The organism is Spirosoma pomorum, assembly GCF_054776615.1.
Genome location: NZ_BAAHBP010000027.1, coordinates 132543 through 158441 on the forward strand (window position 1 = coordinate 132543; position 25899 = coordinate 158441).

The 25899-nt window shown below is 50.5% G+C and carries 20 protein-coding genes; 2 read left to right on the forward strand and 18 right to left on the reverse strand.

Features of this window, described 5'->3' with window-relative positions; genetic code table 11:
* Nucleotides 1–6 precede the first annotated feature (6 nt).
* The 10 genes from ACYVAD_RS15995 to ACYVAD_RS16040 all read right to left on the reverse strand — a co-directional run bounded on the left by ACYVAD_RS15995 (nucleotide 7) and on the right by ACYVAD_RS16040 (nucleotide 17756).
* Nucleotides 7–1689, reverse strand: a complete 1683-nt coding sequence (locus ACYVAD_RS15995; RefSeq protein ID WP_461140515.1) for a fatty acid--CoA ligase — start codon at nucleotides 1687–1689, stop codon at nucleotides 7–9.
* A gap of 364 nt (nucleotides 1690–2053) precedes the next feature.
* The gene (locus tag ACYVAD_RS16000) at nucleotides 2054–3295 is read right to left on the reverse strand and encodes a NupC/NupG family nucleoside CNT transporter (RefSeq protein WP_461140516.1); all 1242 of its coding nucleotides are present in this window, start codon (nucleotides 3293–3295) and stop codon (nucleotides 2054–2056) included.
* Nucleotides 3296–3401: 106 nt separating this feature from the next.
* The gene (gene ppk1, locus ACYVAD_RS16005; protein ID WP_461140517.1) at nucleotides 3402–5750 is read right to left on the reverse strand and encodes a polyphosphate kinase 1; all 2349 of its coding nucleotides are present in this window, start codon (nucleotides 5748–5750) and stop codon (nucleotides 3402–3404) included.
* A 250-nt stretch (nucleotides 5751–6000) separates the two neighbouring features.
* Nucleotides 6001–8001: a DNA topoisomerase (ATP-hydrolyzing) subunit B gene (gene gyrB / locus ACYVAD_RS16010; protein ID WP_461140518.1), complete on the reverse strand. Its 2001-nt coding sequence runs from the start codon at nucleotides 7999–8001 to the stop codon at nucleotides 6001–6003.
* Between the two features lie 390 nt (nucleotides 8002–8391).
* Nucleotides 8392–8796 carry a hypothetical protein gene (locus tag ACYVAD_RS16015; protein ID WP_461140519.1) on the reverse strand — a complete coding sequence of 135 codons (405 nt, stop codon included), beginning with the start codon at nucleotides 8794–8796 and terminating at the stop codon, nucleotides 8392–8394.
* 43 nt (nucleotides 8797–8839) lie between these two features.
* Nucleotides 8840–10051 carry an alanine dehydrogenase gene (locus ACYVAD_RS16020; protein ID WP_461140520.1) on the reverse strand — a complete coding sequence of 404 codons (1212 nt, stop codon included), beginning with the start codon at nucleotides 10049–10051 and terminating at the stop codon, nucleotides 8840–8842.
* A gap of 86 nt (nucleotides 10052–10137) precedes the next feature.
* Entirely contained in the window at nucleotides 10138–10557 is a 420-nt protein-coding gene (gene tsaE / locus ACYVAD_RS16025) for a tRNA (adenosine(37)-N6)-threonylcarbamoyltransferase complex ATPase subunit type 1 TsaE (protein ID WP_461140521.1), read from the reverse strand.
* A gap of 249 nt (nucleotides 10558–10806) precedes the next feature.
* A complete protein-coding gene (locus ACYVAD_RS16030) occupies nucleotides 10807–12513 on the reverse strand; it encodes a RagB/SusD family nutrient uptake outer membrane protein (RefSeq protein WP_461140522.1) in 1707 nt (568 codons plus the stop codon).
* 24 nt (nucleotides 12514–12537) lie between these two features.
* Nucleotides 12538–15813, reverse strand: a complete 3276-nt coding sequence (locus ACYVAD_RS16035; RefSeq protein ID WP_461140523.1) for a SusC/RagA family TonB-linked outer membrane protein — start codon at nucleotides 15811–15813, stop codon at nucleotides 12538–12540.
* Between the two features lie 185 nt (nucleotides 15814–15998).
* Entirely contained in the window at nucleotides 15999–17756 is a 1758-nt protein-coding gene (locus ACYVAD_RS16040; RefSeq protein WP_461140524.1) for a phospho-sugar mutase, read from the reverse strand.
* Nucleotides 17757–18213: 457 nt separating this feature from the next.
* On the opposite strand from ACYVAD_RS16040, the gene ACYVAD_RS16045 reads away from it, so the two are divergent.
* Together ACYVAD_RS16045 and ACYVAD_RS16050 are read left to right on the forward strand one after the other, a co-directional pair.
* A complete protein-coding gene (locus tag ACYVAD_RS16045; protein WP_461140525.1) occupies nucleotides 18214–18849 on the forward strand; it encodes a DUF2975 domain-containing protein in 636 nt (211 codons plus the stop codon).
* Between the two features lie 4 nt (nucleotides 18850–18853).
* Nucleotides 18854–19105, forward strand: coding sequence for a helix-turn-helix domain-containing protein (locus ACYVAD_RS16050; protein WP_461140526.1), 252 nt, complete (start codon nucleotides 18854–18856; stop codon nucleotides 19103–19105).
* On the opposite strand, the gene ACYVAD_RS16055 is transcribed toward ACYVAD_RS16050, so the two are convergent.
* The 8 genes from ACYVAD_RS16055 to ACYVAD_RS16090 form a co-directional block, all read right to left on the reverse strand.
* Complete coding sequence (locus ACYVAD_RS16055; protein WP_461140527.1) at nucleotides 19086–20744, reverse strand: D-alanine--D-alanine ligase family protein; 1659 nt, start codon at nucleotides 20742–20744, stop codon at nucleotides 19086–19088. The two genes, ACYVAD_RS16050 and ACYVAD_RS16055, sit on opposite strands and share 20 nt — an antisense overlap.
* Before the next feature lie 142 nt (nucleotides 20745–20886).
* Nucleotides 20887–21153, reverse strand: coding sequence for a NifU family protein (locus ACYVAD_RS16060; protein WP_461140528.1), 267 nt, complete (start codon nucleotides 21151–21153; stop codon nucleotides 20887–20889).
* Nucleotides 21154–21195: 42 nt separating this feature from the next.
* Entirely contained in the window at nucleotides 21196–22299 is a 1104-nt protein-coding gene (locus tag ACYVAD_RS16065; RefSeq protein ID WP_461140529.1) for an Mrp/NBP35 family ATP-binding protein, read from the reverse strand.
* Nucleotides 22300–22347: 48 nt separating this feature from the next.
* Entirely contained in the window at nucleotides 22348–23370 is a 1023-nt protein-coding gene (locus ACYVAD_RS16070; RefSeq protein ID WP_461140530.1) for a GSCFA domain-containing protein, read from the reverse strand.
* A gap of 193 nt (nucleotides 23371–23563) precedes the next feature.
* Nucleotides 23564–24007, reverse strand: a complete 444-nt coding sequence (gene rplI, locus ACYVAD_RS16075) for a 50S ribosomal protein L9 (RefSeq protein ID WP_461140531.1) — start codon at nucleotides 24005–24007, stop codon at nucleotides 23564–23566.
* Nucleotides 24008–24054: 47 nt separating this feature from the next.
* Nucleotides 24055–24306, reverse strand: a complete 252-nt coding sequence (gene rpsR, locus ACYVAD_RS16080; RefSeq protein ID WP_012925715.1) for a 30S ribosomal protein S18 — start codon at nucleotides 24304–24306, stop codon at nucleotides 24055–24057.
* 2 nt (nucleotides 24307–24308) lie between these two features.
* Complete coding sequence (rpsF, locus tag ACYVAD_RS16085; RefSeq protein WP_176566394.1) at nucleotides 24309–24683, reverse strand: 30S ribosomal protein S6; 375 nt, start codon at nucleotides 24681–24683, stop codon at nucleotides 24309–24311.
* 183 nt (nucleotides 24684–24866) lie between these two features.
* The gene (locus ACYVAD_RS16090) at nucleotides 24867–25817 is read right to left on the reverse strand and encodes a hypothetical protein (RefSeq protein ID WP_461140532.1); all 951 of its coding nucleotides are present in this window, start codon (nucleotides 25815–25817) and stop codon (nucleotides 24867–24869) included.
* Nucleotides 25818–25899: the final 82 nt, after the last annotated feature.

Here is a 25899-nt window from a genome sequence, read left to right on the forward strand (position 1 = left end):
ACCCGTTCAGGAGGCCGACGTAGAGCTTGCCAGTTGACTATTCAGCTCAGCGCGGATCTGCTTCTTGTCGATCTTGCCTACGCTCGTTTTCGGGATGGCTGCTACCAGATGAACGCCATCCGGAACGTACCATTTGTTCAGCTCGCCCTTGTCCACCTTGGCCTGTAGTTGTTGTTTGATGCTGGCTTCGCTAAGCTCGTAGTCAGGTTTCAGGACAACCAGCGCATGAGGGCGCTCTCCCCACCGCTCGCTGGTGATACCCACCACAGCTGACTCCGCGACGCCCTCCAACTGCGACAGCACGTTTTCCATATCCAGCGAGGAAACCCATTCCCCGCCGGTTTTGATAACGTCTTTCAGCCGGTCGGCAATCTGCACCCAATTATCGGGCGTGATGCTTGCTACGTCACCAGTATGGAGCCAGCCGCCCTGCCAGAGCGTTTTTTCTCGCTCGGGGTCCTGGTAATAGCCCTGGGTAAGCCAGGGGGCTCGCACGACGAGTTCACCAACGGACTCTCCATCGTGTGGTACATCATTACCCGCATCATCCAGCAGTTTAAACTCAACGAAAGGAGCTGTGCGCCCGGCGCGGGTACGCAACGCAAGCTGCTCATCGCCAGATCCGTTACGTTCGGTATCATTCAGGTGGGTAAGGGCCAGTACCGGAGCCGTTTCCGACATCCCATACCCCTGATAAATCTGGATACCCAGTGAAGTAGCTGCCTGCGCCAAACCTCTGGTTAAGGCCGAACCCCCGATGATAACTTTCCAATGACTCAGGTCGACTTGCTGCGCAGCGGGGCAAGCCAGGATCATTCCCATAACCGTCGGCACGCAATGGGAGAGCGTGACGCCTTCGTTCGCCAGCAGCTTGACCAGCATGTCCGGTTCGTAACGGCCCGGATACACTTGCTTCGTAGACAGCATCGTCGCCAGAAACGGAAATCCCCAGGCATGGACATGGAACATGGGCGTTAACGGCATGTACACATCCGATAGTGATGAAAAGGGAACCGCCTGATACCCGCACACGTACGTTGCGAGTCCCATGGTATGCATAAAGAGCTGCCGGTGGGAGAAATAAACCCCCTTAGGATTCCCCGTTGTGCCTGTCGTGTAAAACGTAGTAGCCCAGGTATTCTCGTCAAAATCCGGGAAGTCGTACTGGGTCGAATTGTCAGCAAGCAAAGCTTCGTACTCGCCGGAAAAATTTGCGGGTACGTCTGGCACGGCACCCGTATAGACTTTATCCGACAGCAGGACGTACGATTCGACGGTTGTCAACTGATCCTTGACCGCATTCAGAATAGGTAGAAAGTCTTCATGAATTAGGACGACCTTATCCTGTGCGTGATTCATCGTGTAGAGAATCTGCGCGGGCGATAACCGAACGTTGACCGTGTGCAGAATGGCGCCCAGACTCGTTACGCCGAAAAAACATTCGAGATACCGATGACTGTCCCAGTCCAGCACAGCTACCGTATCCCCCGGTTGTACGCCCAGGGCCGTCAGCATGTTGGCTAGCCGACGTACCCGCTCGTTGAACTGAACGTAATCCATGCGAAACAAATCCCGATAGATGATTTCCCGCTGGAGTTCGTATTTCAACGATTGGGCCAGCAGCGATTTAATCAGCATGGGTGGTTCGTACGCTTCAGCGGCTCGGGGAATCAGCTTGGTCTGAATCATGGTAGTCGTAAGTTTTCCTTAAAACGACCACATAATACAATAAATTAAATTATACGTAGAAAAAATGGTAAAAAATAAAAGGCCCGGTAGTTGTACCGAACTTTTAAAAATTGGTGCGTTTGAAACCAGCTTATTGTATCAGGTTTTTAATTGCTACTGCAAAGGTCCTCGAGGAACGTGCTAATGCAGAATAGTTAACTTGGCGGGTGAGTTAGAGTACGTCAACCGTGAATAGCCGCTGCTTAGTTCTCGAAGGCTAACAGGTAAATGTCTTTTTTGAGAGCTAATCAATTGCTCATAAAAAAAGCCCTTGCAAGGGCTTTTTTATAGATGTTCGGCTGAGTAGACCAGGTATACGGCAAATTTAAAGAAGCAGACCGGCCAGCGTTGCGGACATGTAACTGGCCAGTGTACCGCAAATAAGCGCTTTAAAACCCAGCCGTGCCAAGTCACTCCGGCGTTGGGGAGCCAACTCGCCGATACCACCCACCTGAATGGCAATGGAACTAAAGTTCGCAAAACCGCAAAGCGCAAAGCTGGTGATGGCGATGGTTTTCGGGTCGAGGGTACCTCTGACTTTAACTAGCTCTAGATACGCCACAAATTCATTGACCACCATTTTGGTCCCCATCAAAGAACCCGCTACTTCAATGTCTTTCGAGGGTACGCCCATGGCCCAGGCGAAAACAGAAAACAGCTTACCCAGCAGAAAATTCATGCTCAGGTTGTCCATGTTCAGGACGTAAAAACCGATTCGGAACAATAGACTGTCGATCAACGCAATCAGCGCAATAAAGCCAATCAGCATGGCAATTACGTTGAAGCCGACTTTTAAGCCCTCACTGGCACCAGCCGCAATGGCATCGAGCAGGTTGGCGTGTGATTTCTTGATTTCTACCTTAACGGTACCCTGCGTTTCCGAAACCTGCGTCTCGGGCATGACAATTTTACTGATGACCAGTGCGCCCGGTGCAGCCATGATACTAGCGGCCAGCAGGTATGGAGCCGGAACGCCCAGCGAGATATAGACGGCCAGAACGCCCCCGGCAATACAGGCAAACGAACCCGTCATGCTGGCCAGCAGTTCGGAATTGGTCATGCCGTTCAGATAGGGCTTGATCATGATCTGTGCTTCTACCTGCCCCACGAAGGTGCTGGCTACGTTCGACAGGGCCTCGGCTCCGCTGACGCCCATCAGCCACTTCATGGCCCGCGCCATAATGGCTACTACGCGCTGCATGATGCCCAGGTGATAAAAGATATTGACCAGTACGGCTACAAAAATGATGGTCGGAATAATCTGGAAGAAAAAGATCAGATTGTTGTCCGTACCGAAGGCCTGAGAGAGCAAATAGCGCTTAACGAGGGGGCCAAAAACGAACTCCGCGCCCGAGCTGGCCTTTTGTAATAAACGGTCGACGTAATAACCCAGTCCCTGGAAAAGATCCCGGCCAACGTCGGTTTTAAGAACAAAGACGGCCAAGCCGAACTGGAGGGCTAAACCTACACCAACGGTTCTGAAGTTGATGGCTTTGCGGTTATCAGAGAGGGCATAGGCGATTCCTAAAATCAATACGACGCCTATTAAGCCTGTAAAACGATCCATTCAATAATGACGAGCTTACGGTTGATTTGGCGAAGATACAACGGAAAAAGGGAGAATGAGATTACCCAACGGTCCCCATTCTCCCTTTTTGTCGGTTTCTAATCGCTTAAATATCGGCAATAGCGCGTTCGGCGTTTTCCTGATATTCTGTTTCGATCTGAGCAATTTCGGTTTCTTTTACCGTCGTGAACAGTTGCGCATCGGCAATGTCTTTCTCGGTGACATCGAAAAAGCGTTCGTGCATGTTGAACGGCTCGCTGCCTTCGGCTACTTCGCACTTCGTGAATGAACCATCCTCGTTCAACTCGTAGGCGTTGACGTTATCCAGCAGGTTGTACTTCAGAATCAGAATGGCCTGCTGTTTTACGCGCTGGTCGGCCAGGTAGAACAACGATTCAATCCGGCGGTCAAAACTACGGACCATGATGTCGGCACTGCCACCGTACACCTTGGAATCCCCGTTGTTGTGGAAATAGTAAATCCGCGTGTGCTCCAGGAAGTCGCCGACGATCGACCGAACGGTAATGTTCTCGCTCAGTCCTTCGCGTTTGGGTCGCAGACAGCAGATACTCCGCACGATCAGCCGGATGGGTACGCCCGCCTGCGACGCCAGGTATAGCTCGTCGATGATCTGTTTGTCTTCCAGCGAATTTGCTTTGATGCAGATACCGCTGGGCAAACCCCGCTGGGTGTTGCTGGCTTCGGTTTGAATCAATTGGATGAGCTGATCCCGCATGCCTCGCGGGGCCGTAATCAAATACTGGTAGTCGTTCGGCAGCGAGTGCCCCGTAATGACATTGAAAAATTCCGAAATGTCGTGCGTGTAGACTTCGTTGGTCGTTAGCAGGCCAATATCCGTGTAAAGCTTCGACGTGTCTTCGTTGTAGTTGCCCGTTGCCATGTGGGCGTACCGGGCCACTCGGCTACCTTCGTTACGTACTACCAGCAGAAGTTTAGTATGGGTCTTAAAGCGGCTGATTCCGTAGATCACAAAGCAGCCCGCTTTCTGTAGCTTCTGGGCTTCACGTATGTTATTTTCTTCGTCGAAGCGAGCTTTCACCTCGAACAGGACCGAGACGTGTTTGCCATTTTCGGCCGCTTTCAGAAGGGCCTGCGTAATACGGGAACGTTTGGCCAGCCGATACACGGTTATTTTGATCGCCAGTACGTTGGGGTCTTCAGCCGCCTGTTCCAGCAGTTGCAGGACAGGCTCGAAGTTGTTGTACGGGTGATGCAGCAGCAGATCACGCTGTTTAATGACCTCAAAAATATCATCGGCTTTCTCGCGGTTATAACCAATCGGAGTAACTGGCGCGTGGGGCCTGGGCATGTCGTCTTTGAACTCAGGATTGCCGATGATCTGCCAGAAAGCCGAAAAATCGAGCAGACTCTTCGATTCGAAGATATTGAGATCGTCCAGCTCCCATTTCTTCTTGAGCATATTCAGCAGCCAGGCCGCAGTGGGCGTGTTCTCCAGGGCGGATTCGATCTCGACGCGGGTAACGCGGCCAAGGCGCCGGTTTTTGATTTTTTGCCGTACCTCGTCAATGAAATCAACTTCGTCGTCGTCGTTTTCATCAAGCGTGAAATCACCATTCCGCGTAATCCGGAAAAGATGGACGGACGTAATATCGACGTTTCGGTACAGCTTTTTGATATGCTGCCGGATAATGGCTTCGATGGGTAAAAACGCTATGGTTTCGTCCCGGTCAAACGTCATAAACCGAGGCAGGTTGGCCGGAATCTGCACAAAGGACAGTCGCTGCCGATCATCGTCATCGTCCGCTTTGGTCGTGAGCAAAGCATCATTATCCGGGTCCTGGGAAATAACCCCAAATATCAATACTCTAGCCAGCAGTACCGGAAACGTATGCGTGTAGTCATACAGCATCGGCGTCAGCGTAGGGTAGATGGCTCGATCGAAATAATTCGTGGCTTCCTCCTGCTCTTCTTCCGTGAGCTGATCGTAGCTGATCAGTTGCAGACCATTCTCCGGGAAAAGCGGCAACAGTTCTTCCGTGAACAATTGCTGCTGTTGCTGCACAAACTGTTGAGCCGCCGTAAACAAAGCCTTCCGGAAAGGGCCTTCCCGCAGACCTGAATAATCAATCCGCTGTTTGTGATAGTCTAAGTAATTATAGAGACTACCCACCCGGATCATAAAGAACTCATCGAGGTTTGAGGCCGAAATAGCCAGAAATTTCAGACGCTCGAGCAACGTCCGGTGTTCGGGCGATTGCTGGTTGTCCCGAGCCTGGTCAAGTACTCGTTCGTTAAATTTAAGCCAGCTCAGGTCACGACTCAGGTAATTACTCTGGTCAATTACGCTGCTGACTTTTTCACTTACTTTAGCCATTTTGTCGGTTGTCTGCGTTGGCTTATCGGTTGGCCGATTCGTAAACCGGGAAACCAGATTCCCTAGTAGCGTTCGGTTGGGATCTAATGGGTGTCGCATAGCGGTCAGGATCATTCGGAAGTCGACTGACGAGGTCAACTCCGCAAGGTTCGTACTATAAAAACCGATCCAATTGGATCAGTGATGATGGTAGTAAATTTAGTTCGTCAATAATCCTCTCTGGCTAAGCACAAATATGTTGCTGCAAATACTCAGTTTATTGGCTATTTTAAAACAGAAACAAAATTTCTTAATAATGTGGTAAAACAAAAAAGCGGGCTAAGTGGCCCGCTTTTTTTTGCTGAGAGGACTAAATATCCACTCGGGCATATTTGGCATTTCGTTCGATAAAGTCGCGTCGGGGAGCAACCTCATCGCCCATCAGGGTCGAGAAGACGTGGTCGGCGTCAGCGGCCGATTCGACCGTAACAATTTTTAGCGTGCGGGTGTCGGGATTCATGGTCGTGCTCCAGAGCTGCTCAGCGTTCATCTCGCCAAGACCTTTATAGCGCTGTACGCCCACGTTCTCTTCCCGACCACTGCCGGCCAGTTCTTTCACCGCTGCTTCGCGCTGGGCTTCGGTCCAGCAGTACCGCTCTTCTTTACCCTTCTTAACCAGATACAGGGGTGGCTGAGCAATGTAGATATATCCATTGTCGATCAGCGACTTCATGTTCCGGTAGAACAGGGTCAGAATCAGTGTTCGAATGTGACTGCCATCGACGTCGGCATCAGTCATGATGATGATTTTGTGGTACCGGAGTTTTTCCAGGTTCATCACGGTTTCGTCATCTTTTTTCTCCAGCCGAACGCCCAGGGCCGTCCAGATATTTTTAATCTCTTCGTTTTCGTAGATCTTGTGCTCCATGGCCTTCTCCACGTTCAGGATCTTACCCCGTAGTGGCAGAATCGCCTGGAACGCCCGGTTACGCCCCTGCTTGGCAGTACCACCCGCTGAGTCACCCTCTACCAGGTAGAGTTCGCACTTTTCCGGATCGGTATCCGAGCAGTCGGCCAGTTTGCCCGGCAGACCAGCTCCACCCATGAAGTCCTTACGGTCCGTCATGATGCGTTTGTAAGCCATATCAGCTGCGATACGTGCCTGAGCCGATACAAGGACTTTCTTGACGATACCTTGGGCTGTTTTTGGGTTTTCTTCCAGCCAGGTTTCGAGCATATCGGCCATGGCCTGACTAACGGCGCTCACAACTTCCTGGTTACCCAGTTTTGTTTTAGTCTGCCCTTCAAACTGGGGTTCAGCTACTTTTACAGAAATAACCGCCGTTAGACCCTTACGGAAATCTTCGCCACTGAACGTGATCTTACCCGCGTTCTTTGGCATCACACCGGGGTTTTTGTCGGCGTAGTTTTTCAGCACCCGCGTCAACGCCGACCGGAAGCCTTGTACATGGGTACCGCCTTCGTGCGTGTTGATGTTGTTCACGTACGACAGGACGTTTTCACCGGCTTCATAGTTGTACACCAGCGCTACCTGAACGGGCGTTGCGCCTTTGGTACTTTCCATATAAACGGGATGCATACCGTCCAACGCCGGGCGGGTTTCGTCCAGGTACTGGACAAACTCAACCAGACCCCCTTCCGAGAAGAACTCGTCCTGCCGTAGGGGGGCGCCGGCTTCGTCCAGCTCACGCAAATCTTCCAACGTAATCCGGATACCCTTGTTAAGATAGGCCAGCTCACGCAGACGACCGGCTACGGTGTCGTACTTATAAACGGTTTCGGTGAAGATGCTTTCATCAGGCTTGAAATGAACGATCGTACCGGTGTCTTCAGCTTGGCCGATGATCCGAACCGGATACTGTGGGTGCCCGATTTTGTATTCCTGCTCATAAATGTTGCCCTCCCGATGGACCTCAACGCGCAGATCCGTAGAAAGCGCGTTTACGCAGGAAACACCCACGCCGTGTAGACCACCCGAAACTTTATAGTTGTCTTTATCAAACTTACCACCCGCGTGTAGTACGGTTAATACTACTTCGAGGGCTGATTTGCCCATTTTGCTGTTGATACCCGTTGGGATACCCCGCCCGTTATCTTTTACGGTAATCGAATTGTCGGGGTTTATGGCAACCGAAATCTTATCGCAATAACCCGCCAGTGCTTCGTCGATCGAATTGTCCACGACCTCCCAGATCAGGTGGTGTAGCCCACGGATACCGACGTCGCCGATGTACATGGATGGACGTTTGCGAACGGCTTCCAGACCTTCTAGTACCTGAATGTTATCGGCACCGTAATTGCCTCTGGGGGCTTCGGCTGGAGCGTCTGCTTCAATCAGTTCATTGGTCATATGTGAAATCAGATAATGTCGAAGAAATTACTACGTAGTGTGTAGAAAATGAAGCCAGAAAGGCCGTACTTACAGATTGTAAAAATACAAAAAAAAAGCCGCATTTCATAGCTATTTAACAAGAAAAGTGAACGGTTACTTAAAGAAGGTTTTCTTCCTCCAGGAAGAATTAATTGGTAACCAGAGCCGTATTTCCTGCAAATTTCTGAGTAGTAGTAGACCCAATTCTTACCGCAATGTAGGCCTATTCGTATAGGATCGCTTATCTCCAAAAAGTATCATTAATCGGTTGATTGTGCTTCCCCTTATTTTACCGAGTCTAACAGGCTGAAAAAGCAAAAAGGCCAGACCCTAGTAGGGCCTGGCTTGCAAAATCTGCGTATAACGGTATTAATCTTCCGGATAAGGAATATAGACAAAGCCTGCAAAATCGCCGTGTACGACGAACAGGCAGCAGTACTCATCCGGCTTCTTGTAGTTTTCCTTCCAGAGATCAACGGACTCCGCGCCGATCAGGGCCCGCTGCACAAACTCATCCACGAACGACGCTTTGTAATTCCATTGATTGCCGAGTTCGTCAGTACCAATCAAGAGCTGCCCAAGAGGTACTTCGCGCCGGGAAGCCACGAAGACCGGGAACTCCGAAAAGCCACGTTTCCGGATCTGGTACGAAGCTTCCTTCAACTGGTCGGATACTTTAATAAAATCAGACGAAATGACACCCATCAGCTCCTTGTTAACATCATAGGAGTTGGCGTCGTCGAGTAGGGTATTTTCGTTACTATGATTAATCATGTTGATGATCAGTGATGTAGATAAGCCACCGGAGATGTCTATTCTAGAAGCGGGCTGCCAGCAGCAGGTCCAGGTCCTTGTAGCGCATGTTATACTTCCGGGCGATGTAGGAGTTTGTGAGCATCCCCTTATGGGCATAAACACCTTTCATAAACCATCGGTTCGCGTACATCATCTGTTCAATACCTCCCGTCGTGCCGGTCTCCAGCAGGAACGGTAAAAAGATATTACTCAACGCCATACTAGCCGTGTGCGACACGCGTGAGGCAATGTTGGGGACACAGTAATGGATTACCCCGGCATGCTTAAATGTTGGCTGTTTATGGCTCGTCATGCGGGATGTTTCGAAGTTGCCGCCCTGGTCGATGGAGACGTCGATAATGACCGAATCGGGTTTCATCCGGCTGATCATTTCCTCGGTCACGACGACGGGGCTGATGCCGTCTTCGGCCCGGATCGCACCAATAACGACGTCGGCACGCTGGATGGCTTCGGTAAGCGTATCCGAATCGATAATAGACGTATAGATGTGCTGGCCGAGCGAGTATTTAAGCCGCTGGAGTTTGTACAGATGCCGGTCAAAAACCTTCACGTCGGCACCCATGCCCAGCGCGGCACGAAGCGCGTATTCCGTTACGGTACCGGCGCCCAGCATCACCACTTTCGTCGGCGGAACCCCCGTTATACCCCCGAGGATAATACCCCGGCCGTTATCGGCATTGCTGAGGTACTCGCCCGCAATAAGCATAACTGCGCTACCGGCAATCTCACTCATGGAGCGGATGATTGGTAAGCCGCCAGCCTGATCCTCAATGTATTCGTAGCCGAAAGCCGTTACGTTCTTGCTTGTGATTTTTTCGAAATACTCCCGCTCCCTGGCCGGAAGCGTCAGGGCGGAGATAACCGTACTCCCTGATTTGATGTGCTCGAACTCTTCAGTGACAAGGGGCTCAATTTTCAGGATGAGGTTGGCGTCGTAAACCTCTTTCGGCGAATAAGCAATCTGGGCACCTGCCTCACTGTATTCGCTGTCGGTAAATTTTGCTTTCTCGCCGGCACCCTGCTCCACAATAACGTTGTGGCCGTTGCGGACCAAAATAGCGACCGCTTCGGGCGTCAGCGCGATTCGGTTTTCTTGGTGAGACACTTCTTTGGGTAAACCGATAAGCAGGCTGTTCCGATTTGTTTTCACCGCCAGGGGGGCTTCTTTCGGGTACAGTGCCGTTTGTTTGGCTAATTCCTCAAATCCAGTCATGCGCTCCGGCAAAAAACAAATTAGTGGGGAAGAATTTTAGAGATTACGTAACGTCTGTTCTAGTGAGTGGTAAACAAACGTCAACGTCAGGTCAGAGTGGCGGTAACGGTTCGGCTACCATCGGGATTGACATTCAGCTGCACGCGATAATAATTGCTGGGCCACAGCGCTTCGATCCGTTCCGGCCATTCAATGAAGCAGTAGTCGCCGGAATCGAAATACTCTTCAATCCCGATGTCCAGTGCTTCGGCTTCGTTGCGCAATCGATAACAATCGAAATGATACACCGAATGCCCTTCGTGGGTAGTGTATTCATTGACGATCGAAAACGTCGGACTTTGTACCATGCTAATGACACCCAGCGCCCGGCATAATGCTTTGATTAGTGTCGTTTTACCAGCGCCCATGTCACCATCGAATAGCCAGACGGATCGAACGCGCCCTTCGGCCAATAATTGATGAGATACGGTATCGAGTTCGTCAAGCTGTTGAAACCGGGTTGTCATGGGGCTAGATAGTTGACCGGCAAAGATACGTATTTTAAGCGGTCTGTTCCTGCTAACTACTAGTAGAAGCGAATTCGAATCGAAACTGTTACCAGCTTCTGGTATACATTGTTTGTCGACTTCGAGCCGAACAGTGCGCGGAAGAACGTCAGAGGACCGTCGTGTATCGCCCGGTAGGATTGACTGCAAACAAAAACAGTCAGCAGGGAGATACCCCTGGCTGACTGCTTTGCATCGATTCGTTGTGGGTTAATAGCCCGGATTCTGCTTTAATGTAGCCTGGCCATTTAGTTTACTGTTCAAGATTTCCTGCAGGGGAATAGGGTAATATTCGTGCTTGCCTTTGACGAAGGCCGCGCCTTTGAAATACGTACGCATACCGGATTCTTTCTGCATGTAGGCGTTCAGCGTTTCAGCCGCGATGCCCCAGCGAACCAGATCGAAGAAGCGGTGGCCTTCCATGCCAAATTCAAGTCGGTGTTCAAACTGAACCGCTTTTCGGGCTGTCGTCTTATCGGTCCAGGCTTGCGTATACTGGTTGACTACATAATTGGCCGCTGCTTTGCCATCATCCATTTTAACAAAGCCATCCGAATTAGAAGCCCGCTTCCGGATCAGGTTTACGTATTCCCGGGCTTTTTCCAGGCTACCGACTTCTACTTCTGCTTCAGCAAGCCACAGGTAAACGTGCGACAAACGTAAAATCCGGTAGTTGTTCGCGTTCTGGCGGTTATTGCTGGCGAAGGTATTTGTGCCCACGTCAGTCCGGTAGAACAAGTGTTTCTTGGGTTCATAAGGACCGCCATTACCTTGGTCGCGTACCCAGGCTTTGCCGGGCATGAGACCCCAGTCCAGATAAGGAATACCCCGGCGACCCACGGTCCAGTCCAGTCGAGGATCGAGCTGGCCCGAGTAGGGCGTAAACGACTGCGTTGATTCCAGTCCCTGATCGCTGGTTACGTCTGAGCTGTTGAATGTATCAAGTAGGGGTAGGCCGTTCGCGTCGGTTTTGTACGCGTTAACCAGGTTCTGCGAGGGTTGGAAGAAGCCGCAGCAGGTGGTAGGCCCACCGTAGGGATAATTCAGTACGGCGCCGTTATTACCATTCTCGCCTGTACCGTCATTCACCGAAAACTGAATCTCGAAAATAGACTCCGCGTTGTTATTCATAGCCGCGCGATGGTTGTCGTGGTATTTGTCCATCAGTTTGTACTGACCACTGGCTACGATGGCTTCGAGCAGGGGTTTGGCGTCGGCCCATTTTTTCTGGAAGACATACGCTTTTGCCAGCATCCCGGCGGCTGCCCACTTTGTCGGACGACCCACTTGTGTTTGTTTGGCAGGCAGATTTTCGTACGCGAATTTGAAATCGGATTCAATGTTGGGCCAGATGTCCTTGTCGTTGGGAACTTTGGTACTGTTCAGATCTGTCGGATTGTACGTCTTCTCATCGATGTAAGGCACCATGTTCCACATTTTCTTGGCTTCGAAATGGTAATGCCCGCGCAGAAAACGAGCCTGTGCCCGAACCTGAAGCTTATCGGCATCCGCCATATCCGTTGCTTTCTCAACGGCCTGCAAGGCGTCGTTTGACCGGGCAACACCGTCGTAAACGACCCGCCATTTACCCCGGAAATACCCGTTGTCCGGCTGGATACTTTTGTACTCAATGTACGAAATATCGGGTTGGTCGCCTGTGGTCGAGCCTTTGTACGCATCGTCGGCGGCAACAGCGCCAAACACCCAGTTATCGGCCGCTGAGTGGTAGGATGTACCACCCGAGCCCCAGCCGTCGAGCAGAGAATAGGCACCTACTAAGAGGTAATTCACGCCCGTTGCGTTATTGAGACTTTGTGCGCTCAGTACAGCTTTGGGTTGCACATCTAAAAAACTGTCGTTACAGGCCGTTACCAAACCCGCGGTCAGGAAGAGGGCCCAGAGTCTATATTTTTTCATGATGATATCGAGAGGAAAGGGTCGTTAAAAAGCCAGATTTAAGCCAACCAGCATAGTTTTCGCAACGGGATAAGCGCCTTCGTCAACACCAATGTGCCGGTCATTGCCAGTACCGCTTGAGTTCCGCAGGTTAATTTCAGGATCCAGACCGGAGTAGTTCGTGACGGTAAATAGGTTCTGGCCCTGGATGTAGATCATCGCGTTACTTACGCCCAGGCGTGACATAACTTTCGCCGGTAGGTTGTATGACAACTGGATATTTTTCATCCGCAGGTACGAGCCGGGTTCCAGGTAATAGGTCGATGGGTTCGAGCTGATGTTGTCGTTCGAGCGGAGTTGCGGCAGTTTAGCATCCGTTTTACCGGGACGCCACGAATCCTGCCACATCCGTACGCTACGGTTACCCGCAAACGTCTGGAAGTCGGTCCAGTAACGGTTGTAGTTGAAAATCTCGTTGCCATACACACCCTGACCAAAAACCGTCAGACTAAAGTTTTTGTAGCCAACGTTCAGGTTCAGCCCGTACGTAAATTTGGGGTGTGGGTTGCCGATCACCTGCCGGTCGCTGGCGTTGATGATACCATCGCCGTTCAAATCCCGGAAGTGAAACTGCCCTGCTTTATTATTTAATCCGCCACCAAACTGAACGGCGGCCGCAGCTGCTTCTTCGTCCGTCTGGAAGATGCCGTCGATGACGTAGCCAAAGAAAGATGAGATAGGATACCCCTGCTGAGTGATCGTCATCGCCGGAATGCGGGGCGTGAAGCCAAAATACTGTGTGCTGGGGTTTCCGTCAGTGCGAGTCACCAGGTTGCGATACGTAGCGATGTTAGCACCAACGCTATAAGTCAGTCCGGTCCGGCCGATGCTGCCGTTGTGGTTAAGGCCCAGTTCGACCCCCCGGTTCCGGAAGGAAGCAATGTTCTGGAACGGGTTGGTTGCCTGCCCCTGGGTGAATTGTACCTCAACTGGAAAGAGCGCATTAGACGTAACGCGGTTGAACCAGTCAAACGTTACGTCCAGTTTGCCCTTAAACAAGGACGCATCAACCCCGAGGTCAACGGATGTGGTTGTTTCCCACTTAGCGTTGGCGTTGCCAAACTGTTGCAGTTCATAGCCCTGAATAGACGAGGTACGGGAACCGTTGAGGTCATAGAACGCCGTGGTTGGGCTGGTTCCGTAAATCAGATAAGGGTTGTAGTTACCAATTTCCTGGTTTCCGGTTTGGCCGTAGGCCGCCCGAATTTTTAGATCATTGAGCCACGTAACGGGCTTAAGAAAAGCTTCCTGCGAAACGCGCCAGCCCGCCGATACCGCCGGGAAGTAAGCTACCCGGTTGGCAGCCGCAAACCGCGAAGAGCGGTCCCGGCGGATGGTTCCGTCGAGCAGGTATTTGTCGTAGAAAGAGAAGCTTGCTTTGGCAAACTCAGAGGCTAGCCGCCAGTCGGAGCCGCCACCCGTGTTGGTTTGTGTACCGGCGTTACCAGCATCTAGGTAGCGGTTGTACAGATCATCGTTGGCAAACCGGCTTCGGTTAGCTTGAAAAAACTCGAAGTTGTTTTTGATCGATTCTGTGCCCGCCAGGAGGTTGTATTTGATGTTACTGCCAATCTCGCCGTTGTACGTCAGCGTGTTGTACCAGGTCCAGGTATAGCCAAATTCATTCCGGGTAAACATGGAATTGGCTGTGGCCGCTTCCGACGACTCAATGTCACGGGGGGTATATGCCCGAATGTTGTAGATGTTGTAGTCAACCCCGAAGCTGGTTTTTGCCGTCAGGTTTTTGACGATGTCAAGCTCGGCGTATACGTTACCGAAAAATCGGAGTTCTTTCCCGATGTTATCCTTGTTGCGGTAGAGCAGCGCAACCGGGTTCCGGGCGTTATCGAGATCCCCACCTTTGGTACCAGCAAAGTTACCCGCTACGTCGTAGACCGGAATAATAGGCTGAATCCGGTAAGCAAACGAAACGGCGTTGCTTTCGTTGTTGTTGGCCGTAATACTCTGCGTTGAGTTGTCGCCACCAACCCGCTCACCGTAGGCAATCTGGATATTTTCGCCCAACCGAATGCGTTTTGTTACGTTGAATTCGGTGTTGGCGCGGACCGAGTAGCGTTTATAATATGTGTACTTCATGATCCCTTCCTGGTTGAAGTAGTTGGCTGAAATGGCATAACGCCCTCCTTCGCTGCCGCCCGTTACGCCGATCTGGTGGTTTTGGATGGGTGCTGGGTCAAAAATTTCATCGAACCAGTTTGTCCCTTGTTTATTGGCTTTCGTGATCAGCCAGTTCGTCTTGCGGAAATTATTGTTGTCCACATCCGTGGAGTAGTTGACGAAGTTGCCGCTAGCGTCTTTGGCCAGCCGGGAGTCGCCTTCCATAGCGCCATCCGGGAAAATAAAGTCCGGAATAACGGGGTTAGCGCCGTTGCCAAACTGGGAGTGCTTGGGATTACCGTTCACCAGGTTTCCGGCGTTTCGGCGCGATTCCCAGACCAGATTGGCGTAATCCTGTGTATTCAGAAGTTCAGGAAACTTACCCGGCCGGGCAATACCGTAGTAGGCGTCGTACGTCAGTTTGGGCTTGCCCGCTTTCCCTTTTTTCGTGGTGATGATGACGACACCGTTACCCGCGCGTGAGCCGTAAATAGAAGCTGCTGAAGCGTCTTTCAGTACTTGTAAGCTCTCGATGTCGTTTGGGTTGAGAGTGTTGAGGTTTCCTTTCGTGGGAACGCCATCGACGACGTAAAGCGGAGAGTTATCATTGATTGTACCAAAGCCGCGAATCCGGACCATGACTCCCCCCCCCGGTGAGTTATCATTCCCAACGGTAACGCCCGCTACCCGTCCCTGTAAGGCCTGCGCAACGTTCGCAGCCGGTACTTTCAGGGCTTCCTTCATGTCGACCGTAGCCACGGCACCCGTGATGTCGCGTTTGGCCTGGGCGCCATAACCCGTTACGACAACTTCGTTCAATGTTTTAACATCCGGCCGTAATGCGATGGTAAGCGTGGTCTGATTGCCAATCGTTACGTCCTGCCCAATAAATCCGATGGCTGAAATCGCCAACGTATTACGGCCGGGAGCAACGTTCAACGTAAACCGACCATCTGCATCCGTGACAACCCCGGTTTGCGTTCCTTTCACCAGTACGTTGGCCCCGGGTAAAGGCTCGTTCGTGTTACCGTCGCTGATCTGGCCACTAATTCGACGGTCTTGTGCGTAAACACTCACAGAGAGTAACCAACTCAGTATAAATACCACAAGGGTACCATACCTGCGTGCGCAACGGTTTCTCATAAGATTCTTGGTTTTAAAAGGTTAAAGGGTAGGAATACTGTACATTGTACGAGTGATGAAAGAAGGATGCTTAAGGGATATACTTATATTTTTAATTGAAATATTTATATATCTAGTAAGTATATATACAAAAAGCCCGGCTGCTTGCGCAAACCGGGCTTTCAAAAGAAACTTGTGTTAGTAGCCTATTTCAGCTGTAGATCATCAATTACCCGTTGTACTTTGGCTTTCAATTGATCGTACGTACTGTCGAAGGCTTCTTTGCTTTCGAGCGGCTCACGCACGCTGACGTAAAATTTGATTTTTGGTTCTGTACCTGATGGGCGAGCAGAAACTTTCGTGCCATCAGCCGTGAAGAACTGCAGCACGTTCGATGATTCGATCCCCATCTTGCCCGCTTCGATAGCGTTCGTTTCGTTGCTTTCGGTGTTGGTCCGTGTCAGTGATTTGTAATCGTCGATCCGCACAACGGCTGAACCGGCGATTTCCTTTGGCGGATTCGCCCGGAAGTCGGCCATCATCTGCTGAATTTCTTCGGCACCGCTTTTGCCTTTCTTCGTCAGCGAAACCAGGCTTTCGTAGTAGAAGCCGTTTTCCTGGTACATGGCCATTAGCATGTCGAACAGGCTTTGGCCATTGTCTTTAGCGTAGGCCGTCAACTCGGCAATCATCGCGCAGGAAGCAATGGCGTCTTTGTCGCGAACGAAGTCACCGATTAGGTAACCATAGCTTTCTTCGCCACCACCAATGAATTGCTCTTTACCTTCCAGCTCACGAATGACTTCGGCGATGTATTTGAAACCCGTCAGTGTGTTGTAGCAAGCAACGCCATACCGCTTACACATCTCATCGATCAGATCAGTCGTAACGATGGTTTTGGCGATAAATTCTTTACCCGTAAGTTTACCCGCATCTTTCCAGGCATTGAGGAGGTAATAGATGATCAGGCTAGCCATCTGGTTACCGTTCAGCAATTCGAACTCACCGTGGTGGTTTCGGGCACCTGCGCCCACACGGTCGGCGTCGGGATCGGTTGCCATAACCAGATCGGCGTTGAGTGAGTTAGCCAGATCGAGGGCCAGTTGCATTGCAGGGCGCTCTTCTGGGTTTGGGGATTTCACCGTTGGAAAGTTACCATCGGGCGTGGCCTGCTCCTCAACGATATGGACGTTCGTGAAGCCCAGAGCGTCCAGCGCGCGGGGAACGAGCGTAATACCCGTACCGTGAATAGGCGTGTAGACAATGTTCAGATCGGCCTGCCGCTTGATTACGTCTGGATTAACCGCGTTCGACTTGATCCGCTCGATGTAGGGCGCATCAATCTCCTCGTCGATCAGGTGAATCCGCTCGGGGACGCCTTCAAACTTGATGTCGTCGACTGACGTAATTTTATTCACCTCGGCAATAATGGCTTTATCGTGTGGCGCTACGACCTGCGCGCCATCGTTCCAGTACACTTTGTAACCGTTATACTCGGGTGGGTTGTGCGACGCCGTCACAACAATACCGCTCTGGCAACCCAATTGCCGGATAGCAAATGAGAGCTCGGGTGTGGGCCGCAGAGCGCTGAATAAATACACTTTAATGCCATTAGCCGTGAAAATATCAGCGACCAGCCGGGCAAACTCGGGACTCATCCGACGGCTATCATGCGCAATCGCTACGCTGATGTCTTCGCCCGGAAACGCGGCATTGATGTAATTGGAAAGTCCTTGCGTAGCCGCACCAACGGTGTAGCGGTTCATGCGGTTAGAACCAACGCCAACTACACCCCGCAGGCCACCCGTACCGAACTCAAGATCCCGGTAAAACGAGTCGGTTAGCTCGGTTGTGTTACCTGAGTCGAGCAGATGCTGGATAGCTTCTTTTGTGTCGGCATCATAATTACCACTAAGCCACTGGTCAATGCGTTGCTGAGTTGAGGAATCGAAAGCGGTTGTCATGTTCTAATAGTGGTATTTACTTACGGATTAAAGTGCTTGTGGGTCAAAATTAGTACTACCGACGGGGCTGTCAAACACGCAAACTAGAATCCGCCGAATTTTAGCGAGCTACGCCTTAGGGAGAACGGACCGGTACAGACGGCAAAGTAGATTGTTTATCAGCGTGTTGTTTGGCGCGCGCAGGATGATTTCGGTGAGTTACCGGTCCAGCAGGCAAGCATAATTTTACGTACCGGTAACAGTTTTGTGCCTGATTACTAAAGCTTTTTGTCGGTGCGATATACTTGTCACCTTATTGGGTAATAAATTGACAGGAGCCCAAGCTTTAGCGTAAGGTGTTGAAGCAGTTTCGATTACTGTCCTGCCGTATTATTTATTTAATTCGGCATATTTTTGATCTTCGGTGATTATTTACTGTTTTACAACAAATAATCACCGAAGATCAAAAATAGATTTTATGAGAGATCATACGTATCTCCGGATTCTACGAATTGTAGTGACAATCTCGTTCGTGTGGATGTGCTTGTTGACTCCCGCCGTTTTATTCTCGGAAATTAGCAAACTGGTGAACGACGGGCAGGCATTCGTGTCGATAAATACGAGTAGCTTACAGGTTGGTAAGAAACAATCTACCTCGATAAGTGAAAATGGGCCGCTTATAAACATCGATCCGAGCGGAGATACTGTTATTAATATCAACTATGATGGAAATATTACGAGCTCGGATGTCTGGCTGATTACGGCCTCGTATGGGCCGCAAAGTTTGATCATACTCGCTTTAATCTGGTTGTTGTGGCTGGTACGGGCCGTGACATACACCCTGGGCACAAATCGGGTATTCAGTATAGAAAACGTCAGACGGATTCAGGGAATCGGTTTGCTGGTAGTAGGCATAAAACTGCTATCGTTGACACCCTGGTGGCTTACCAAAGCATATATTATAGACACCTTGAGCAGTCATCACATCCAGTTCACAACGAATTCGAATTACACCTTGCTTAACGAGGTGTTTCTCGGCGTACTTATTATTGGACTGGCTGAAGTGTTCCGGCAGGGAATGACATTAAAAGAGGAACAGGCGCTAACAATCTAACCTTATGCCGATTGTTGTGAACGTCGACGTAATGATGGCCCGGCGAAAGATGTCACTGACCGAACTATCCGAACGTGTCGGCATTACGTTGTCTAACTTGTCGATCCTAAAGACGGGTAAAGCGAAAGCGATCCGGTTTGAAACGCTGGAATCACTGTGCGTAGCGCTCGATTGCCAACCCGGCGACTTGCTTGAATACGTTCCCGATCCAGTAACGGATCGGGAACGGGAGGATATTACACGTACCGCTCCGTGATGTGCGCCGTTAGTTCGCTCGTTTCGACCAGCAGCGGATGACGAGGCTGGGTCAGCGCCGTTTCTAGTTCGGCAATAGTGTCCTTGAACAGCAGATTGACCGGAATATCGAACGTTTCGCCCTGCGCATTGGTGTATCGAAGCTGGGGACGTACGGATCCTGTAGCCGCTAACTGGTTGTATTGCTGTTTAGCAGCCACAAAATCGTCATCACTTGGTCCGAAGGAAACAACCTCTACGGGTAGCGGATTCGCCTTACGTTCGGCAAGCTGCGCGTCCAGGTTGGCCAGCAGTTGCTTGAGGTGGAATGTATCCTTGCCCGTGCGAATTCGTTCGCGTAACGATTGCCGAATCAGATACGTGAGTGAGTTCGACAAATTCAGGCCAATTTCGGCCATCTGCTTGAAAATAAGCGACGAGGGCGACATGCCCGGAATGGTGTTCGGATCATGCAGTAGTACATCGCCTGCTGGTGTCAGAAAGCCATCAATGCGAGAATAAACGTTGATGCCCAGACGGGTGAAGACTTCCGAAACGGCTAACTGAATCTTGCGATTGTTTTCCAGACTGGTTTCGACCGGAATCCGTTTCTTCGTCGTGTTAAGCTTGTATTTCGATTCGTAGTCGAAGCTCGTTACGTTGTAAATTTCGGTCGGAGGGAGGGCGATCGCATTCTGATCATCGTCCTGAATAACGCCACACGAAAACTCCTGACCACTGATAAACTCTTCAAACAGCACTTCGTCTTCGGCGTTGATGTACGACAATGTCAGGTCAGGCTGCTGGCCGTCGGTCGTCAAGTTATCGAGAGTCGTGACAAAATCTCCTGGATGGTTGATGATTGTTCCCGTTTGCTCCACTACCAGCGGAAAACTAATGCCTGATTCGAGGTTGACCATTTCCTGCGCCAGCTTATGCTTCTCGTCGGGCATCAGTGACGGCCACTCTCCGAGTTTGCTCCAGCCATCGGCCTGGATATGCAACGTAAAGAAACACTGCTCAACGGCCCGGCAAAAATCAGTGAGGTTGTTTTCACGGACGATGGCAACACCAATCGATGAACCCTGATGCGGGGCTTTCACGACGATCGGTAAACCCAGGTGCGTCACTAATGACTGAAAGAACTGGACTTTGTCGGCCTGTTCGTATTCGTCGCGGGTAATGGTAGCCGTTTTCTTCTGCTGCCCATTAGCCAGCGCAATCAGCTCGTTTTGCAGGATTTTATTAATACCTACCGCCGATCCGACCAGACCTGGACCCGTATATGGCATCTTGTACCACTCAAACAATCCCTGAATGGCTCCGTCCTCGCAGTTGGGACCGTGCATGGCCAGGAAAGCAATATCAAAATGGTCACGGAATTGTTCCGGACGTAGCTCGGGTAGGTGGGCTTCTAGAGCGTCGTCAGCCAGTGATTCATCATAAACGGAGAAACCGGAATCGTCCTGGGGGAGAGCGTCACGTAAGGACGGCGCTTCCAGAAAGGAAGGATCAACGAGACGAAACCGACCTCGCCCATCCACAAAAACCAGCACCGGCTCAAATAAGCCTTTATCCAAATTAGCCAGGGCGGTCCGGCCACCCGCATACGATACCTCACGCTCCCGCGCGGGTCCACCGAAGAAAATACCTACTCTCACTGCATTAAGGAATGTTGCGAAGCACAAATAAACAAAAAAGCCGTCTGTTTCTAGGAACAGACGGCTTTCGTCCTGTAAGTTATGAAGGGTATTACGCTCAGACGATGTATGCTGATGCGTAACGTATAACGGCTCCTATAGCTCAAAAAGCAGGAGTGATATTGATTGCTTCAACTTTCTTTATTTCGGGAACTGCTTTCAGAATAGCTTCTTCCAGCCCTCCTTTGAAGGTCATTGCCGACATGGGGCACGAGCCGCAGGAGCCCATCAGTTCTAGTCGAACGGTTTTATCGTCAGTTATCTCCAGTATCTTTACATTACCACCATCGGCTGCCAGATATGGGCGTACACTGTCAAGAGCTCGTTCGATACGGGTAATCAATTCGTCGTTTACTATTGCCGTCTCCATGAAATCCTGTGATTTACGGTAAAATTATCATTTCTGGTTGATCTACGCAACCACTACGCGTTTTGTCTGCTCCTGCGACGCGTTCCGGATCGCAACCTGCTGGGCCAAGGCTTCGGCGGCCGACTGAAAAGCTTCTGTGGCAACGGGTTCACCCGAGCTGATAGCCGGACGGCCTTCGTCGCCCGCTTCGCGAATGCTTTGCACCAGCGGAATCTGACCCAGTAAGGGAACATCAAACTGATCGGCTAATTGCTGGCCACCGCCTTTGCCAAAAATGTAATACTTATGATCCGGTAGCTCGGCCGGGGTGAAATACGACATATTCTCAATTACACCCAGTACCGGTACGTTAATCTGTGGCTGACGGAACATCGCTAAGCCTTTGGTAGCATCGGCCAACGCTACTTTCTGCGGAGTTGTGACGATAATTGCGCCAGTTACCGGTACAGTCTGCACTAGGGTTAGATGAATATCACCCGTACCAGGAGGAAGGTCAATCAGTAGATAATCCAGTTCACCCCAGTCTGCGTCGGAGAAAAACTGCTGCAGGGCGCGACCGGCCATAGTACCGCGCCAGATAATGGCCTGACCCGGTGCTACCAGTAGACCCATTGAGAGCATTTTAATGCCGAACTGCCGGATAGGTTCCATGCGTGTTACGCCGTCGACTTGAAAGACGCGGGGCTGGATGTCCTCCGCGCCAAACATGGTTGGCATAGACGGGCCGTAAATATCGGCGTCGATAATGCCGACTTTGGCGCCTGATTTATGCAGGGCAATAGCTAGATTCGCCGTTACGGTCGATTTACCAACGCCACCTTTGCCCGACGAAACGGCGATGATATTCTTTACACCGGGTAGGGTCGGCGTATTAATACGCGTTGACGTAACGTCCGATACCATGTTGATCGATACCTGAATATCGGCGTCAATGTGAGCGTGGATCGCGTCTTCGCAGCGTTTCCGGATAACTTCTTTTAGGGGACAGGCTGGGGTCGTTAGAACCACCGTAAATTTTACGGAGCCGATACCAAGATTGATATCCTTGACCATACCCAGCGACACCAGGTCGCGTTTCAGATCAGGCTCTTCAACGGTACTTAAGGCTTGTAAAACAGATTCTTGCGATAATCGATAATCAGACATATTGCTAAAAAGGAGAAAGGAGGAGAGGAGGAGGGGGAAAGGGAATAGCTATGCGAATATCCCTTCTCCTTCTTCCCTCTCCTCCTTCCGTTCCCAGTTTAAACGACTTCGTACATCGGTCAGTTCCGCCGATACATCCACCAACTTGGATATATTTTCCAGTTTCTGCTGCAAGTTGGTTAAAAACTGACGATGAGCGCAAGATTGCTCACCGTGTAGCGGCCGATGCTGTAGTGCTTTACGGATACCAGTCCACTCCTTAATGAAATGACGCAGTCTATCGTCGAAGGCACTTTCGGCAAATTTGCCGAATATATAATCATGCGCCTGCGCATTCGGATGGATCAGATCGGCCTCATAAAACCGGTAGTCGCGCAGATCGTCCATCATCAGTTCGTAGGCAGGGAAATAGGACACCCCCTTGTGCCAGGTGGTCAATTCGTGTGTCAGGACACGTAACATGGACTTACTAACCTGATTGAGGGGCAACGTATCGCGGATGTGCCTTACCGGACTAACCGTCAGAAGCACATTCAGCGCCGGATTTGCCTTACGAAGTCTTTTAAGCAAGTCCGTCAATTCGTCGCGCAGATGATCGATCTGGTAGAGGTACTTCTCGAACAGCGAACCGGGCTTTTTGTGGCAATTCGCCACGACCTTGCCCGATTCAATATGTCGATAAACTACCGCCGTTCCCAACGTTAAAAACAGAATATCGGCTTGCTTGATAGCAACGGCAGTTTGTTGTAATACGTGAAGCAGTTTTTCCCGAAGTTCGTCTTTAGTTGCCGCGAACAACGACGAGTGAAAATCATAATGGAACCAGATGCCGTCGCGCTCAACATAGTGATTATCTGCTGGCTCGACGCCCATCAGTGCCATTGTGAGTAGTCGGTTGATAGAAACCGGGTTAAAGATTGTACCGAATGGGTTATTCAGGACTGCCAGTTTATTATCGCATAGTCGCTGGCCCATAACATCGGCAAAACACGAGCCGATCGTTACAATGCGGCTACTCAGGTTGATCTGAAAAGGAAGTGTCTCGGGCGAAAGTTCGGTATGAAACTGCATACTTAATTAACACAAAAACGGGCCGATAAGGTCCGTTTTTAGTAAAACTTTCTGGTGTGTAAATGGCTGGTTATGAGACTAAAAGTAGTGCAGTTGATGGCTGTAGTTCTTACTAACTCGTTTTATTCAACCATAACGAAAATCGGTCTGTCAGGCTTCCCCGACAGACCGATTTTTTGTGGTTGCTTACCGACTATTCAGCCGCTACAACGTCAAATTTCACCGTGTGTTTCACGTCTTTGTGCAGATCGATCAGCGCTTCGTACGTACCCAGCGTTTTTACGTCGTCAACCGAGATTTTCTTCCGGTCGATGTCGAAACCTTTTTCACGGAGGGCATCAGCTACCTGCGTGTTGGTTACGCGGCCGAAGATTTTACCGCTGTCACCAGCTTTGGCTGGGATGGTCAGGGTCATATCACCGATGTTGTCAGCAATTGCCTGCGCATCGTTTTTGATTTTCTCAGCTTTATGAGCTGCCTGACGAACGTTTTCAGCAACGATCTTCTTGTTCGAATCAGTTGCCATTACTGCAAACCCCTGAGGAATCAGGTAGTTGCGGCCGTAACCGGGCTTCACCGTAACGGTGTCGTTCTTATAGCCCAGACCGGCGATATCGGTTTTTAAAATGATTTCCATTGATCTAAAAAGTTTGGCGATCCGGCGATGCAAGCACCGCCTGACAATTATTTCAGAGAATCTCCTACGTATGGCAGGATGGCCAGATGGCGAGCGCGTTTAACGGCCTGAGCCACTTTACGCTGGTTTTTCAGGCTCGTACCGGTCAGCCGGCGAGGCAGGATTTTGCCTTGCTCGTTGAGCAGTTTCAGCAGGAAGTTGCCGTCTTTGTAGTCAATGTATTTTATGCCGGCTTTCTTGAAGCGGTCGTATTTTTTGCGGTTCTCGGTTTTCGAGACAGATTCGTTTTGCAGACTCATGATTACTTGGCCTCCCCGGCGTTTTCGGTTTGTTTTTTCTTACCCACTAAGCCATTCCGTTTCCGATCGTTGTAAGCAACAGCGTGCTTATCGAGCGAAACCGTTAGGTGACGGATGATACGTTCATCACGCAGATACTCGGTGTTGAGTTTCTCAATGATGGTACCGGGAGCCTTGAACTCAAAGAGTTGGTAGTAACCCGTGTTTTTGTGCTGGATAGGGTACGCTAGTTTACGCAGACCCATGTTCTCTTCGTGAACGAGCTCCGCACCGTTGTCGGTCAGCACTTTGCGGAACTTGTCAACGGCGTCCTTCATCTGAGCATCAGATAAAACGGGAGTTAAAATGAACACCGTTTCGTAGTTATTGGGAAACATTGTGTAATTGGTTTGAAATGAGGGCGCAAAGGTAAGAAAAAAAGGAGAAATGACACAAGGAAGAATTGTAAAAAAGGAGGAGAGGAGGATGCAGGAAAGGAAAGAAGGGGAGATTAACGCTTTTACGTTCTCCTAGTCCTTTATTTTCCTTTCCTACTTCCTCCCCTCCTCCTTTTTTCGTATCTACTTAACCGTGAATCCGCCTTCGCCGATGCGGAAGCCTTCGCAGTAAAGTTCGATGGTGTAAGTGCCGGGCTTGAACCGCTGACCACCTCGACCATAGATAAAGTTGACTTGCTGACGGCTGTTGTCAAAGTCAAACCGTTGCATGGCCGTATAAATCATCTGCTGATTGTTATACGTAAACTCGCCGGAGCCCGTTGCCAGATCTGAAATGACAGCGCCGTTAGGATCCAGGATACGAAGAAACAGCTCTTTCGACTCCTGACGCGCGAGACCATTCGGCGCCAGACGAATGGCGATATGAAGCTTGTCGATCTGTTTCGCCCGGAAGCTTTCGCCGTCGCGCTCACGTCCATTGTCATTAATGGCCGACACCGTAACGCTTTCCGCTCGTAGGGCTGCTGCAATACTCACTTTTTCACTCAACTCCTGATTACGCGACACAACTGATTGCATAGAATCACTCAGTGATTGTCGCTCGGCCTTTAAGCCGGAGTTTTCCTGACGTAAAGAATCATTGACCTGACTTAACTGACCGTTTTCGGCTGCCAGTCGGGTAAGCTCCTGATCTTTCTGGGCCAGTAACGATTGATAGCCGCGAATCTTCTGGTCAAATTTCTTGCTGTCGAACTCATTGACGTTACGCAGAGCCGCTTTGTCACGTTCGAGTTGTTCCCGTACTTTAATGAGCGAATCAACACTACCACCAAGACGTTGTATTTCGTCAATTTTAACGTCCAGCTGAGCGGAGATAGAATCGAGCTTGGTACGAGCCGATAGGACCTCTTCGGTTTTAACGGCAATGGCAGCGTCCTTTGATTTGTTTTCCTGACGCTCCTGAAACCAGAAATAGAACAGCAGTATGTTCAGAAAGGCCAGAATCAAGAGGGCAACAAGCAGGTAATTTCGACTGGTGTTTTTAGGTTGAGGACGAGGTTCAAGTAAAGCCATACACGATTCAAAACAGTTGGGTCGCCAGGGGCACTGAGAACTAATACAACGAATAGTTTATTGTACTAAGACATACAGTCCG